This is a genomic window from Wolbachia endosymbiont (group B) of Erebia ligea, from assembly GCF_947179575.1.
Classification (GTDB): Bacteria; Pseudomonadota; Alphaproteobacteria; order Rickettsiales; family Anaplasmataceae; genus Wolbachia; species Wolbachia pipientis_C.
Window position 1 is genome coordinate 178,624 of the sequence record NZ_CAMXBW010000003.1, and the last position, 14,700, is coordinate 193,323.

13 protein-coding genes and 1 tRNA gene are annotated in these 14,700 nt (G+C 33.7%); 11 read left to right on the plus strand and 3 right to left on the minus strand.

The genetic code is table 11. The features are described 5' to 3' along the window. The first annotated feature begins 7 nt into the window (after positions 1–7). The 3 genes from OM962_RS05690 to murE are packed head-to-tail and all read left to right on the plus strand — an operon-like array spanning position 8 to position 3,099. Positions 8–292: a BolA family protein gene (locus OM962_RS05690; RefSeq protein ID WP_015588431.1), complete on the plus strand. Its 285-nt coding sequence runs from the start codon at positions 8–10 to the stop codon at positions 290–292. 7 nt (positions 293–299) lie between these two features. After that, complete coding sequence (metC, locus tag OM962_RS05695) at positions 300–1,541, plus strand: cystathionine beta-lyase (RefSeq protein WP_264331102.1); 1,242 nt, start codon at positions 300–302, stop codon at positions 1,539–1,541. Continuing rightward, positions 1,516–3,099 carry a UDP-N-acetylmuramoyl-L-alanyl-D-glutamate--2,6-diaminopimelate ligase gene (murE, locus tag OM962_RS05700; RefSeq protein ID WP_264331103.1) on the plus strand — a complete coding sequence of 528 codons (1,584 nt, stop codon included), beginning with the start codon at positions 1,516–1,518 and terminating at the stop codon, positions 3,097–3,099. The genes metC and murE overlap by 26 nt, the downstream gene beginning before the upstream one ends. Positions 3,100–3,465: 366 nt before the next feature. Here the strand turns inward: murE and miaA are convergent, their stop codons facing one another. Further along, positions 3,466–4,350 carry a tRNA (adenosine(37)-N6)-dimethylallyltransferase MiaA gene (miaA, locus tag OM962_RS05705; RefSeq protein WP_264331104.1) on the minus strand — a complete coding sequence of 295 codons (885 nt, stop codon included), beginning with the start codon at positions 4,348–4,350 and terminating at the stop codon, positions 3,466–3,468. A gap of 75 nt (positions 4,351–4,425) precedes the next feature. On the opposite strand from miaA, the gene OM962_RS05710 reads away from it, so the two are divergent. From OM962_RS05710 to OM962_RS05730, 5 genes are all read left to right on the plus strand, one after another. Next, positions 4,426–4,896 carry a hypothetical protein gene (locus tag OM962_RS05710; RefSeq protein WP_019236353.1) on the plus strand — a complete coding sequence of 157 codons (471 nt, stop codon included), beginning with the start codon at positions 4,426–4,428 and terminating at the stop codon, positions 4,894–4,896. 147 nt (positions 4,897–5,043) lie between these two features. After that, positions 5,044–5,631, plus strand: a complete 588-nt coding sequence (locus tag OM962_RS05715; RefSeq protein ID WP_006013379.1) for an L-threonylcarbamoyladenylate synthase — start codon at positions 5,044–5,046, stop codon at positions 5,629–5,631. Positions 5,632–5,648: 17 nt separating this feature from the next. Beyond that, positions 5,649–6,500 carry a DNA polymerase III subunit delta' gene (locus OM962_RS05720; RefSeq protein ID WP_264331105.1) on the plus strand — a complete coding sequence of 284 codons (852 nt, stop codon included), beginning with the start codon at positions 5,649–5,651 and terminating at the stop codon, positions 6,498–6,500. Between the two features lie 36 nt (positions 6,501–6,536). Beyond that, on the plus strand, positions 6,537–7,331 hold the full coding sequence (locus OM962_RS05725; protein ID WP_264331106.1) for a hypothetical protein: 795 nt from the start codon (positions 6,537–6,539) through the stop codon (positions 7,329–7,331). Positions 7,332–7,360: 29 nt separating this feature from the next. Next, positions 7,361–8,011, plus strand: coding sequence for a VirB8/TrbF family protein (locus OM962_RS05730; protein WP_264331107.1), 651 nt, complete (start codon positions 7,361–7,363; stop codon positions 8,009–8,011). A 6-nt stretch (positions 8,012–8,017) separates the two neighbouring features. Here OM962_RS05730 and OM962_RS05735 read toward each other — a convergent pair whose 3' ends face one another. Further along, the gene (locus OM962_RS05735) at positions 8,018–9,514 is read right to left on the minus strand and encodes a proton-conducting transporter transmembrane domain-containing protein (RefSeq protein WP_264331108.1); all 1,497 of its coding nucleotides are present in this window, start codon (positions 9,512–9,514) and stop codon (positions 8,018–8,020) included. Between the two features lie 341 nt (positions 9,515–9,855). Next, positions 9,856–11,298 (minus strand): replicative DNA helicase, encoded by a 1,443-nt coding sequence (locus OM962_RS05740; RefSeq protein ID WP_264331109.1) that lies wholly within the window; start codon positions 11,296–11,298, stop codon positions 9,856–9,858. Positions 11,299–11,400: 102 nt separating this feature from the next. Here OM962_RS05740 and OM962_RS05745 point away from each other — a divergent pair. The 3 genes from OM962_RS05745 (at position 11,401) to OM962_RS05755 (ending at position 14,632) form a co-directional block, all read left to right on the plus strand. Beyond that, positions 11,401–11,483, plus strand: a tRNA-Leu gene (locus OM962_RS05745). Positions 11,484–11,506: 23 nt separating this feature from the next. Beyond that, entirely contained in the window at positions 11,507–12,109 is a 603-nt protein-coding gene (locus OM962_RS05750) for an RDD family protein (protein WP_264331179.1), read from the plus strand. Positions 12,110–12,121: 12 nt separating this feature from the next. Further along, positions 12,122–14,632 carry a lipase family protein gene (locus OM962_RS05755; protein ID WP_264331110.1) on the plus strand — a complete coding sequence of 837 codons (2,511 nt, stop codon included), beginning with the start codon at positions 12,122–12,124 and terminating at the stop codon, positions 14,630–14,632. Positions 14,633–14,700: the final 68 nt, after the last annotated feature.

A 14,700-nucleotide genomic window follows, 5' to 3' on the forward strand; every position in this document is an offset into this window, starting at 1 on the left:
AACTATTGTGGATATTATTAAGACAATAGAAGAAAAATTACGCGATTCAATAGGTGTAATTGATATTAATATTATCGATGAATCAGCAAAGCATGTAGATCATTATTTTGCTTCTTCTTCGACACTACCTTCACATATCAAATTAGTATTAATATCTAACGACTTTTCTGGAATGAGCTCTTTAAAGAGGCATAAATTGATCTATGAATTATTAAAGAGTGAAATAGAACGAGTACATGCGATTTCTCTTAACTTATATACGCAAAGTGAATATAATTTGAAAAATAAATAGTAGAAACGTGAGAGGAGAGTCTTTATTAGTTAAAGCAGGAAGAAAATTTAATGATTATAAAGGATCGATGAACCCACCAGTTTATCATTCTTCTACCATATTATTTCCTACTTACAAGGATTACTTAAGTGCAGCGAATGGGGAGAGTATATATGATGTGATCAATGATGGTGTTGCAAGGGATTACAGCTATAGTAATGTTGGTACGCCTACTGTTCATTATTTTTCAAATGCACTGGCTGAAATTGAGGGTAGGGGACAAGCACTCATCTACCCTTCTGGATTATTTGCACTTACTTTTGCTATTTTGACTTTCACTAAAGCAGGTTCGCATGTTCTGATACAAGATAATAGTTATTATAGGCTAAAGAGATTTGCCGAAAATGAACTACCAAAAAGAGGAGTAGAAGTAACTTTTTATGATCCGACACAGGATATAACTGATTTAGTTCAGAGTAACACTTCACTCATCATAATTGAGACTCCTGGTTCTATAACGTTTGAGATTTCGAATGTAGAGCATATAGTAAAAGTTGCTAAAGAACGTGGAATTGTAACCGTTTGTGACAATTCATGGGCCACTCCTTTGTTGTTTAAGCCGCTTGATTATGGAATTGATATTGCACTATATGCGGTGACAAAGTATCTAGCCGGTCACTCAGATTTAGTGATGGGAGCTATGGTTGCTGAAGGTAAAATTTTTAAATTGCTTTATGAGAGCTATAAAAATTACGGAGTAACCATTCAATCGCACGACTGTTACCTTGCACATAGGGGACTTAGAACACTGCAAACACGCATGAGGAAACATCAAAGTACAGCAATGCAAGTGGCAAAGTGGCTGGAAAAACATTCAAAAATCAAAAGAGTTTTGTATCCAGCACTTCCCTCCCATCCTCAACATGAATTATGGAAAAATTATTTCAAAGGGGCAAGTAGTGTATTTAGTATAGCACTGGATAGAGAATATTCATGTGAAGAACTAAGCTGCATGGTTGATTATATGAAAATTTTTAGTATTGGTGCTTCTTGGGGAGGGTGCGACAGTTTGATATTACCAGTAGATCGTAGATCTATGTCAAGATCTGTAATGAATTCAGATTGTGGTGGAAGTTTCGTGCGAATATTTTGTGGACTGGAAGATCCTGAAGATTTAATCTTTGACCTTAATGACGCACTAAAAAGGTTACCATGTTTAGACTTTCAAAACGATGAAGTAGGACATGAAACTGAGAGAATTACTGCATGATATTGTTGATGTTAACTTTGACGTTGAAATCAAGGGCGTTACATGTAATCCCAAGAGAGTCAGGGAAGGTTATCTTTTCGTTTGTGTGTCAGAAAGGAGTAAAGAATACGCAACATGCGATACTGGAATCCATATCCTTCCTACTGAATCAAAGTGCTACGTACACAACTGTGTAGACGTTGTGATACAAGGGGCCAAGAAAGATGTCATCCCAGTGCTTGACTACTTGGATCCAGAAAATTTAATTGCAAATGAGCACACTAGGCAATTGTATAATAAAAACTGGATTCCAGTGTCCGCTACTCGAATGACAAGTACTCCAAGTTTTGCAGTGCTTTACCACTTGGACCCTCAAGGAATATACAGTGAAATAGTCAGCAGGTTTTATCAATTCAAACAACCTAAATATGTTGCTGCTGTAACTGGTACGAATGGTAAAACTTCAGTGGTGGAATTTTGTCGCCAGATTTGGCAAGATAATGCAGCGTCTATAGGAACACTGGGAACATGTGTCAATAATAATAGAAAAGATAATAGCCTTACAACGCCAAGTGCAGATGATCTTTATTCCACATTGCGTGACATAAATAATAAGAACGTAGAACACTTAGCATTAGAAGCTTCAAGCCATGGAATCGATCAATACAGAATCCATGGACTCAGGTTCAATGCTGCAGCTTTTACTAATTTCTCTCAAGATCATTTGGACTATCACAAAAGTATCGATGAGTATTTTGAGGCCAAGAAAAGGTTGTTTGATGAGGTATTGCCAAAAGAAAAAACAGCGATTTTAAATGCAGATATAGGCGAATATGGAGAGTTGCTCAACATAGCTGAAAAGCGTGGCAACAAAGTTATAACCTATGGAAAAAAAAACTCTGATATTACTTTATTAAAGCAGATACCCACTGCCAATGGTCAATACCTAACAATTCAAATCGGTGATGAAATTTATAACGCATTTTTTCCGATTTTTGGGCAATTTCAAGCATATAATTTGTTGTGTGCAATCGGTATAGTTATTTCATCTGGTATGGACTATCAAAGAATGTGTATAGATAAACTCGCTTCTCCACCTGGAAGAATGGAAAAAGTGAACACTTTTGCATTTGTCGATTACGCTCATACTCCAAGTGCACTCAAACAAGCTCTGTTGTCTTTAAAATGGCACTTCAATAAAAAGATAGTTCTAGTGTTCGGTTGTGGCGGGAATCGTGATCAAACAAAACGTGCAGAGATGGGTAAAATAGCACAAATGCTTGCAGGTAAAGTTATAGTCACAGATGACAATCCGCGTGATGAAGATCCAGGGAAAATTCGTCACGATATTTTGTTACATTGCCCTGATGCACTGGAGATAGGAGATAGAAAAAAAGCTATAGAGAAAGGTATAAATATAGCACATGATGAAAATATGATTCTGCTAGTTGCAGGAAAAGGACATGAAAGATTCCAAATAATAGAAGGCCAAGCTCTTGAATTCAGTGATGTTGAAGTTATTAGAGAGGGCCAAAAATTTGCTACTGCTGTTTTGCTCTCTCCTTCATCCAACGCCTGAATGGCTTTTTCCTTAAGTCATAACTGTACGCTGCTGGCATTTTTACCTTCTTGTTACACTAAATCACTATCTTATCTTGTTCCTACTATTATGAGAAGAGCTATACAAGGATATGAAAGTGGAGATTGTGGTTACAAGATTAGTGAGAGAATATAGAAAAATTGAGGATGAAATATTGCGTGATATAGTTCATTTAGTGATAAAGGCTCTTACAGGTATAGTAGCGCTTCATAAGTAAGAATATTTTTACAAAGAATTTAATAATCACAATTTAGGCAATGATGAAAGTTCTTTAAGAAAAAAGTTTAATACTATCAAGAAAAGTTTGCATAGGCATAGCAATATAATACATAATAATCAAAATATCTAAAATCCTGTCAATTTATTTGCACAGTCAATCACTTGAGAATTCGGAAATTGATTTTTAAACCAAGTGTACTGGCGTTTTGCATAATGCCTTGTGTTTGTTTGAGCAATCTGTATTGCTTCGTCTAAAGTAATCTTCCCTTTTAAGTATCTTATAATTTCTGGCACTCCATGTGCTTTCATAGCTGGCAAATGTGGAGATGGGTTCATGCTAAGTAGGTTTTTTACTTCATCAATTGCTCCATTTTCAACCATTTCAATAAAACGAGAATTTATTTTTCGGTATATATCCTCACGTTTAGGTAGAATTGTATATACCTTAAAATTATTGAACAAAGGAGGCTGTCTATTTTCTTGCCATACAAAGATTGTCTTGCCAGTTTCAGTGATAACTTCAAGTGCTCTTGAGAGGCGATGTGAGTCATTAATAAATATTTTACCTTGAATCCTTGGATCTTTGCTTAGCACTAATTTGTAGAATTCCTCTTTACTTAAATTTTTTCTAAGTTCATTTACGTTTTCTCTCACTTCCTGGCTTATTTGTGGAATCGATGATAATCCCTTGATTAAGCTGCTAATGTAAAGCCCACTTCCTCCAGTGATGATGGGTATTCGTGAATTTTTCAGCGCGTTGTTAACTTCCCTCTTTAAATCCTCTAGCCATAAACCTACGGAATAATTTTCTCTTGCTGAAACATAACCGTATAGCCTATAAAATTCTTTCTGCTTTGGTGGTTGAGCAGTAATTACGGGAATCTCTTTGTATACCTGCTTTGAGTCACAGTTTATTATGCTAATGTTTTTATGCTTTTTTATCAAGTTATCGCATAATTCTGATTTACCTGAGGCTGTAATTCCTGTAATAATTACTATATTATCTTTCATTTATATTAATTTAACTAACCTATGATAGGGTGTAGTAAAAATTTGGATTCTACAATCTAAAATTTGGAGACTTTTATGGCAGAAAATGATAACGATAACTCGTTTACTAAGCGTTTTACAAATAGGACTTCTAATGAGACAAGAGGAGGTTTTTCCAGTAAGTATTCATCTCAAAATACCAAAGAACATGCACTAGGAGCAAAAGGAAAAATTTCTGAATTGGCAAACAAAAAAGCTGAAGCCAAGGAAGCTTTTTCTGAAAGTGGCGGCATAAAGAGTAAAAGCAGAACTATCAATGAAAGATCCTTTGCTGATGCAACAAGAAGAAGTAGATCAGATCTCATATATCTAGTTCGTGGTAAAGATCGAGGAAGATCAGCTTGGCACTATGTATTAGTTGATAAAGATAAAAGAGAAATGTTTCTGGCAAAAAGTAGAACTGGCTCTATAGATGTTGCAGATTATGGAGAGATTTTATATTCAGGATGGGGAGATGATCCACCACAGACGATAGTCGATAAAATCAATGAGGAGTTCGGATTGTAGTAAATCTGTTGTAAAAACGAGCAGTTGCTAATAAAATTTACTGTAAGTATACAACAGATGCGTGCTAGCCATTTCGGTATCTTAATTGCTACCATATAGCGAGATAACGGTAAACCCAGAGCTATTGTAGACATAAGTTTTAGCTATATGGTATTTGAAGTAATAAATGCAATAAAAAATAATTTGTTAGCATGCTTTCCAACAGAGACAGTATATGCTCTTTCTTGTAATGCGCTAGGTAACGAATCTATAGAAAAAATATATCGAATAAAAAAGCGTTCTCAAAACAAGCCGCTCTCTGTATTTGTTAGTAATATTGATAGTTTGATAAATATAGCAAAGGTAAAGGAAGAGTATATCGATTTAATAAACTATTTTTCTCCTGGACCAATGACCTATATTTTACCACTTCAAGATAACAGTATATTACCAAATGAGTTCTTTAAAGATAGTATAGGCATAAGAATTCCTGATCATCCTATTGCGATTTCAATATTAAATGAACTGAAAACTCCAGTAGTTGCAACTAGTATTAACATTTCAGGAGAAAAAAGTATATGCAAAGCAAGAGATATACCTCAGTCTATTAAGCAACACTTATCTGCAGTAATTGAAGATGATGAATTAGTTTCTGGTATAGAATCTACTATTATTGACTTAACTGGAGACAAGATTAAGGTTTTAAGAAAAGGTAAAATTTCATTACAAACAATAAATAACGAATTTTCAAACTAAGATCTATAGGAGAAAGAATGAAAAAGGTGATAGGCCACAACCAAGCAAAAAAAAAGATAATGAACAACTTGTCTGTTCAATCTTGGCTGATCTGTGGTAAAAAAGGCATAGGAAAAGCAACACTTGCACAATCCTTTTCTAATTGGTTTCTTATCAAAAATTACGATGAAGTAGCATTAGACTTACACATTGTTGAAGGTGATACAATAGGAGTGGAAAAGGTGAGAGAAATGAAAAATTTTCTGTACCTAAGCCCCATTCAATCAGAATATAAGATAGCTATAATAGATAGCTTGGAGGCAATGACTAGCAATGCTAAAAATGCAATATTAAAGATATTAGAGGAGCCGCCAAAAAATTCTAAAATATTTGTAATTAGCCATAAGCCATATGATGTACAAGTCACTATTAGGTGTAGGTGTTTTCAGCTAAATTTACTTCCATTGACTTACGATAAAACAAAGCAGGTTGTTTCATCTCAGTGTAAATTCGACGATAAAATATTTAGTGAGATCATTACTTTGTTTCCTGGAACTCCGGGAGTAATAATAAATGCAATAAACAGTGGTGCTTATGAGTCACATAAGCATTTTTATACATTTTTCCGTAATCTAAATAATTCTGATATAGTTAATAAAATAATTAATAGTGAAATTGAGCTAGAACTAGCATCACATATCATTCAAACCTCCATTTTAGAAAGTATAAAGAAAGAAGTAAATAATGTTGAAATTTTGCTAAGTCAATGGAAAGAAATAGATGAACTTTTCGTTGCTGCAAAGCAATTTCGCTTAGATAAAAAGCATGTTTTAGCTAATGTAGTTAACATCATGACACAAAAATATAATACTTTTAACATAAATTCATGATAAAATCCTGATAATTTAATACTTAAAGTATATAGTTTGACTGATAATAAATTAACTTTATGGCAATCAATAGAAGTTTTAACAAAAACCATATTGAACATGCAGAAAGAATTGAGTTTACTCAAGAATACAGCTTTAGACCAAGACGTCACTTTAGAAAAAGGGAAGGAGCTGTCAAGTGGTATCTATGAAGCAAATTTTAAGCTCAATAAGGCAATCAATATAGCTACTTTGCCAAAAATTGGCCATCGCATGCTCAGTGGCGAGTTAGTCATACTTAATCATATTACGAAAGAAGAAGTAAAGATTCCTAGAGATTTTCATTATCTTAAAGTTATTAAACTCAATCATGATGACTATAAACTAACGTTTTGTAATTTTTTAGGTAATGAGTTTTTTGAATATAAAAAGTATGATCCACAATATTCTGATCTTTCAGATGAATATAAATTCGTGGATTTTGGTAGTGTAAAAAAGACTAATAATCTAAAATTTAAGGAGTATGTTGGTCATGCACCTAAATTTTTTGCTGTAGAAAGTCTTATTGAGCCTGGATCTGAAAACCATGTAATTGATCTATTTGAGCTAGTCAGAGACGGTAAAGGCAGAAAAGTGGGAACCCTTGCTGATGAATTTGGTTATTTTGATGATCAAAATAAATTACACTACTATAATTATCACAAAAGTGCAGAAAGTAATACTTATGATCCTGAAAGCTTCAGTGTAAAAATGATAAATTTAGATGTGAAGAAAATTGATAAATTTCACCTTATTGCAGAACAAGGTGATATAATCATTCATCCTATTTTGGAAAATTTAGACATATTTTAAAGTTTTTTTAGAGTTATTATAATTAGGTTATGGAAGTTGAATCAGTAAAAAACAAAAGTTATTTCAGGAAAGCAGTAGAATGGTATTGCCACAGATACCTGTTCTACGTTGTAGAAAGATCTTGGATGGCGTTAATAGCGTTACTTCTCTTAGTATGTTTATTTTTATCATTACTAAACATATACCTATTACTTCCTGTTAAAAAAGATTTAAATTTTGTGAAGTACACGAACCACACAGAAGATGAGTTTTCTACAATACATAAACTTAGTTTTAGTGAAAAAGAAGATGAATACACTTCCATAGCAAGGTACTTGGTAAGTCAATACGTTGAAGCATACGAGTCCTCTCAGATCGTTGAATCAAAGTATCAAGAAAATTTTATAAAAAACAATTCTATATATAAAATCTATCAAGACTTTCAGGAAAAAGTAAACGATGAAGCTGTTTCATCCACAAGAAAAATTACCAACATAAACGTAACAACATTATCTATTGACCGGTTGACCAAGAACTTAGTTACATTTGCTGGAAACGCTACTGTAGTTTTTACAGCTGAGCAAAATAAGAAAATGAAAGACTATGCTGTGGAGATTAGCTTTACTTTATCAAACATGAAAGCAACTCTAACTGGTATAATACCATTTAAATTTATTGTTAATAGCTATAAATATAGATGATTATATTTATAACATTATTTGGTAGCTAAAAAAAATAACTAAAGTGCATATAGCAGTAATAACTGGGGGTAAAACTAGAAGCATTGGTGTCTTTTTAATAAAATAATTTCTAGAAGGCTTTGAGAAAAAGGCGTTGTAAATTATTGGTAAAAAGTATAGAGCGTTGAGTATAGTACTGACAATTAACACCAGAGCTACAAATACAGAAAGTGTTACATTACTAGAGTTAAAAACAGCTTGAAAAATGAAAAATTTGCTCCAAAAAGTCGGAGCAGGTGGTACCCCTATCATGGACAATGCACCTATAGTAAATGCTATCATACTAATTGGCATACTACGTCCTATACCGTGAATTCTATCTATGTATTTCTCACCTGTTTTCGTTATTATTGCTCCAGCAGTGAAAAACAAAGTGATTTTTGCAAATGCGTGGCAAACTAATTGAAAAATTGCAACCCTCATGCTGAATTCACTAAAAATTGAAGCAAACAATATAATATATGACAACTGAGAGATAGTAGAATAAGCAAGCAATTTCTTTAATTCCTTTTGCTTTAATGCAATTAACGATGCAGTAATAATAGTAAATCCAGCAGCGTACGGAAGCCATCCTCCAGCAAACCAACTTTGCTGTGCAAAACGTTGCATATTATCGATGCCAAAAGTGTATAATATAACTTTGATGATGATGAACACTCCTGATTTCACAACAGCAACAGCATGTAGTAGTGCGCTTACAGGAGTTGGTGCAACCATTGCTTTTGGCAACCAAAAATGCATTGGCATTAATGCAGCTTTTCCTATTCCATAAATCAGCATAGCAAAACATACTGCAATAAAAGTTATGAACGAAGTATCAAACTTGAATATTCCACCTCTTACAAAGTCTAAAGTATGGAATTCATTATATAAGAGGCCTATTGCAGGAAAAAATAACACTAAAGAAGAGAAAAATAGTAAACCAAAGTAATAGCGTCCTGCAATTACTGATTCATTTGTTGAGTTGTAAGTAATCAGAGGGTATGTACTAATAGTTAGAAGCTCGTAAAAGACAAATGTAGTGAGCAAATCTCCAGAAAAAGCAATAAACATTGCACAGCTAATCGCTATTGAAAAAAAGCATAGAAAACTCGAGTAGTTACTATCAGCATAGTTATTTCGCATATAACATATTGCATACATACTGGTTAGTACCCACAAAAATGATATTAATAAACTGAATATTGCTCCACTAGACTCTAACTTTAAACTAATATGCAAATTATTACCAAAGTCTATGAGAATAAATTGAGAATGATCACCATACACCAAATATAAAGTGCATAGAGATGTATACGCAAATAGAAGCATAGAAGAAACAACAGTAATGCTATTGTTCACTCTGGGCCACTTACTAGTAAAAGAAATAGCTAATGCACTTAAAAGTGGGATCAACGCAGTAATTAACAAATAATTCTCAGTAATAAAAAGTGGCAAGGAAAGAGATATTAAAACAAAATCCATTAAGTAATTCATCTTTCTGTTTAGGTAAAGCTAAAATTATATTCAAGTTATAGAGAATTTGCTATTTTTTAGTTGTATATTGGAAGTGTTAAATAAACCATACGCATCAAGTTAAGAAAAAGTGTCGTAATGAAGAAAGGAAATAAGAAAAAACTATTTTATATATTAAGTAATAAAGTTAGTAATTTATAGATTTTTCTAAAAAAATATCTTATCCTAGATAAGAATTTCCTAAAAAAATAAATGTAACAAATAAAATGCCAATCTTAAATATTGCTATATTTCACGATAGCTACTTAATTTGGCACGTATGGTTTGTTAAACACTTCCACTCAAAACCGCTACAGACTATATCTTTCTGTATAATCTTTAAATGCACCTCTATTGGAGTCAAAATGTAGTTTCACACTACCAATTGGCCCGTTTCTTTGTTTTGCAATGATCAGCTCTGCAATATTTCTAATTTTCTCCATTTTCTCTTGCCACTCTCGATGTTTATTACTTCCTTCATTTGGTTGCTTTCTTAATTCATAATATTCTTCTCTATAGAGGAACATTACTATATCCGCATCCTGCTCTATGCTTCCTGAATCACGTAAATCAGAAAGTTGTGGTTTTTTATCATCCCTTTGCTCAACAGAACGAGAGAGCTGTGATAGTGCAACAATGGGAATATTTAGTTCCTTTGCAATTGCTTTTAAACCCTGCGTCACTTCTGAGATTTCTTGCACTCTATTTTCACTACTCCTTTTTGTTGTTCCTCGAATTAACTGCAGATAATCGATAAAGACCACCTCTACATTATATAGTTGATAGAGAAGACGTATTCTGGTACGAAGAGCACTAATTGATAATGCAGGAGTGTCATCTATGATGAAAGGTAATTCGGATAGATCTGTACTAGCATTAATGAATTCGTGTAATTCAAAATCACTAATTCTCCCAGTCAGTGCCTTATAATAACCAATGCCTGAATCTATAGTAATCAATCTTGCAGTCAATTGCTCTGCTGACATTTCAAGTGAGAAAAACGCTACGTAGTGTTGTTTATCTGTTCTTTTTTGCAAAATCTTACAAGCATTAAGTGCGATGTTCAGCGCCAATGCTGTCTTTCCCATTGAGGGCCTTGCAGCTATAATTAACAGATCAGATTTCTGCAAACCACCAAGAAGCTGGTTTAGGTCTTGAAGTCCGGTTGTAATACCTAGCGCCTCTGGGTTATTTTTCAGCTTGCTGATCTTCTCAACCACATCTTTAATTGAACTTGCAAGCTTTATATATGTCTTATCACCTTGCTTTTTTACTGCTAAGTTGAACAACTTTGTCATTGCCTGCTCAATTTGTACCTGTGCAGGATTTTCAATGTCGTAGTTGTAACTATCGTCAACTATCTCCTGCCCGAGCTTGATTAAGCATCTCCTTAAATAAGTATCACGGATTATTCTGGTCAAGCTATAGATGTCAAGCGCAATGCTTGCCTTTGCTGCAAGTTTTGCTAGGTACTCAACTCCACCACATTCGGCAAATGCTTTATCATTTTCAAAAAACATCTTTAGGCTTAGTTCATTGGCGACTATGCCGTGTTTTCTGGTTTTAGATATCTGGGTAAAAATGCTTTGATGTAGTGGATCATAGAAATTATCTGCTGTGATTATGTCTTCAACTGCATCACAAATTCTATTATCTCGAATCATTGCACCAATGAGCATTTGCTCTGCTTCTAAATTATGTGGCAATTTACATATTTCTTCTCTTGAATCAATAAGGTTAACTAATTCATTCATTTTAAGTTTTTAGAGTAATGATTGATTATTGTAGAATATTCAGTCCTTACTTAAAAGATAAAAAATTTGACTAATCTTGTATTGCTTATAGCATTAAAGTAGGCCCCTGTGGTGGAATGGTAGACACGGCAGACTCAAAATCTGTTGCTTGCAAAAGCATGCTGGTTCAAGTCCGGCCAGGGGCACTCAAACATTGGAAAATGCATATATGTTACATAAATTTTTTAATCGTTTATTTTCCATTCTTTCTTCTATAAATGCTATTCAAAAAGTGAAAAAGGATGATAATGGAATATGCTATGTAACGGGACTTAGACGCTATTTGTCAGTGCTTCTTGATTTAATCATTATCGTTTTATTTTTGCAGTTTTGCGGTCAGGCCTTAAATCAACTCTTCATGAGCTCGGAGAGCAGTAAAATATTAGGCCAAATTGCTGCAAAATATCAAATGCAGGTACCACTATCTGCAGAGGAAACAGCAATGCAGAGTAAACTAATCAAGTTACTAATTCTAAATCAAATAGTTCAATTCATTATGCTTTTTAGTTATGTGGCATATATGTGGATAAGGTTTGGTGCTACACCTGGAAAGTTATTACTTGGACTCAGAGTTGTAAATGCACAAACTTTTGAAAAATTGACTCTCAAACAAGCAATAAAGAGGTTTTTTTCCTTTATATTGTCAACTGCACCACTATTCTTGGGTTTTATATGGGCAAACTTCGACAAACGCTGCCAAACTTGGCACGATAAGATCGCAGACACAGTGGTTGTCATAAATAAGAGTCTTAAGCGTGATAAAATGAAATAGTAGGTAAAAAATATGCCAAGTATTACTCATGGTCAAAGTATGGATTCTATTAGCGATAGTATTGTACATATTGGTGATAATGAAATAAAAGAATGCGCAATTGAAGCGCTAGAACCATTTAAGAACGAATTAGAAGCTCAAAGTTTTGACCTTAATGAGCTAGGAACTTCTGACCTAATTAAAGCATGGAAGAAGATAGAAGATTTTAAAGGTGCTGGATTAAAGGATGCTTTTGACCTTGCTGATCTGATAAAAGGGCAAATTGCAGGATTTAATAAAGAAAAATTACAAGAAATGTGTACTTTTAGCAAGATTTCCTACGGTAATGTGGACAGAAAATTAAAGCAAGATGAGTACAAAACTAAAAGGCAATTTGAAGAAGAAGGTTATCAAATTATAAAATTTTACGACAATGAACTCATTGAAGACAAATATTGCTCGGATACTGATTATAAATTAGAGCAACAAGATGTCGGTTATGCTTTAATGAGTAGCAATTCATATAATCGAGATGCTGGTTATGTTTTTATTAAAGGTCAGGAAGTAACTATAGCTTACCACGGTACTCGTGATTTAAATGATGTAAAGGAAGATCTTCGTGCATCTTTAGCTAAATTGTCATTTTTACCTGAAGATCATCGTGTCCACTCTGGTTTTTACTCTTTATTCAAACGCTCTTGGCCCAGTGTGCATAAGATATTAAAAGGGCATGCTAATGATAAAGGATTAGCAATCAAAGATTTGAAAATTAATGTTACAGGTCATAGCATGGGAGGTGCTCTTGCTAATATCGCTGCTTTATGTCTTAATAAAACAGAAGATGCCGAAGATGTTCATGTTGCAACTTTTGGCTCTCCAAGAGTTTTCTACAATGGTGCCGCTGAAGTTTACAATCAGTGTCTTGGAAATAAGACTATTAGAGTAGCTTGTCAATCAGATCCGGTACCATGTTTGCCACATGGTAATGCTGGTATGCACTATAAACATGTAGGTAAATCATTAAAATTAGAAACAGGTAAAACTCTGGAGTACTTAGAACTGCACTATCATAGAATTAATATCTATTATAACCTTGTTCGGGAAGTAGAGCAGGAAAATTTTAAATCAGATAACAATCCATCTAAGTATCGTCATATTGCTTATATTTTTGGCCTATTTTACCATGCAGTTTTGTCATATGTCGATGTGAATGATAAGGAGTTCTTTAAAAAAGTTGAGGAAGAAAATAAAGACATTAAGCTTTCTGAGATATCAATTCAATATGCTCCAAAATTAGAAGAGAAAATTAAACTACTAGAACAAGAAGTAGCTAAGCCTACTAATGACAAAACTCAATTAGAGGGAAGGTTAAAGAGTATACAACAAAGTTTGGTTGGAAAAACTAAAGAGCTAGATGATGAAAAAGGAAAATTAACACAAGAACAACAGAAGACTAATCAACTCAATGATCAAATAGATAAACTTACTGCAGAATTTAAAGGGACAAAAGATCAGCTTGCAGAAAAGAAAGCAGAGCTGGATGAACAAACTAGAACAGTAACCAAGCTTAATGATACTATAAAGGAACTTAAGGAAACAAATGCTGAATTAGAAAGAAAGAATAGTAATCTGGCTAATCGACTGGAGAAACTTGAGGAAGCAAAAACTAAGCTAGAAGAAAAGGTAGAATTTGCAGAAAAAGAGCTGAGGGATGCTAAAGCTCAATTCAGAGAGAGTGAGAGAGGGCTAAGGGAAGTAAAAGCTCAACTTGAACAGGAAAATAGTAATTTGTCTAGTCAAGCAAGGGAGCTTAAAGGGAAATGTGAGCAAACAGAAGTTCAACTTGTAGAATCAGAGCAAAAACTAGCTGAAGAAACTAGTAAAGTCATGCAACTTAGCAAAGAATCTAATGAAGCAAGAGCTCAGCTTGAAAAGAAGAAAAAAGAGATTGGAAAGCTAAAAGATCAAGTAGATCAAATGACTATACAAAACAATCAATTGGAAGGGCAGCTGGATGATGCAAAGCAAGGTCTAACTGATAAAACTGATGAAGTAACCCGATTAACACAGGTTGCTGATACGCTAAATGGTCGGGTAGCTCAATTGACTACACAAAATGATCAGTTGGAAGGGCAGCTGAATGATGCAAGACAATCGTTCGCTGATCAAATAATGCAACGCGAAAATGAAAATAACGACTTAAAGACAAAGCTGCAAGAAATTGAAAACAAAAGTGAAGTACTAGAGAAGAGTCTACAGAAGCAATTTGAAAGCAAGAATGAAGAGCTAAGTGAAAAATTCTTGAAAGCAAGAACTTACAGTAAAAGGCAAGGTAATTATGCTTCTGTTTCTTTTGTATTATCTGGAGCATTTGCTGTTGGTACAAGTTTAACAATGGTTCATTTAGCAATGTGTGTTTCGCTTGCTGTAGCTGCATTAACTTTTCTTGCAGTAGGATGTTACTGTTCTTATAACGCAAATACCGCACTTAATAATGTTGAAGTTAGTCAAATCGGGAATGATCTTAGTCATTCTTTAGTTTAGTTGTAGAGTAGCTGCTTGAGTATTAATTTAAATATTCTTCATTGCTAGTTATTGTAACATCACTTTAA

What these genes read in the sequence shown, in the direction of transcription:
- murE (WP_264331103.1), top strand. Translation starts at nt 1,516, where the DNA reads ATGAAACTGAGAGAATTACTGCATGATATTGTTGATGTTAACTTTGAC.
- miaA (WP_264331104.1), bottom strand. Translation starts at nt 4,350, where the DNA reads ATGAAAGATAATATAGTAATTATTACAGGAATTACAGCCTCAGGTAAA.
- OM962_RS05710 (WP_019236353.1), top strand. Translation starts at nt 4,426, where the DNA reads ATGGCAGAAAATGATAACGATAACTCGTTTACTAAGCGTTTTACAAAT.
- OM962_RS05715 (WP_006013379.1), top strand. Translation starts at nt 5,044, where the DNA reads ATGGTATTTGAAGTAATAAATGCAATAAAAAATAATTTGTTAGCATGC.
- OM962_RS05720 (WP_264331105.1), top strand. Translation starts at nt 5,649, where the DNA reads ATGAAAAAGGTGATAGGCCACAACCAAGCAAAAAAAAAGATAATGAAC.
- OM962_RS05730 (WP_264331107.1), top strand. Translation starts at nt 7,361, where the DNA reads ATGGAAGTTGAATCAGTAAAAAACAAAAGTTATTTCAGGAAAGCAGTA.
- OM962_RS05735 (WP_264331108.1), bottom strand. Translation starts at nt 9,514, where the DNA reads ATGGATTTTGTTTTAATATCTCTTTCCTTGCCACTTTTTATTACTGAG.
- OM962_RS05740 (WP_264331109.1), bottom strand. Translation starts at nt 11,298, where the DNA reads ATGAATGAATTAGTTAACCTTATTGATTCAAGAGAAGAAATATGTAAA.
- OM962_RS05750 (WP_264331179.1), top strand. Translation starts at nt 11,507, where the DNA reads ATGTTACATAAATTTTTTAATCGTTTATTTTCCATTCTTTCTTCTATA.
- OM962_RS05755 (WP_264331110.1), top strand. Translation starts at nt 12,122, where the DNA reads ATGCCAAGTATTACTCATGGTCAAAGTATGGATTCTATTAGCGATAGT.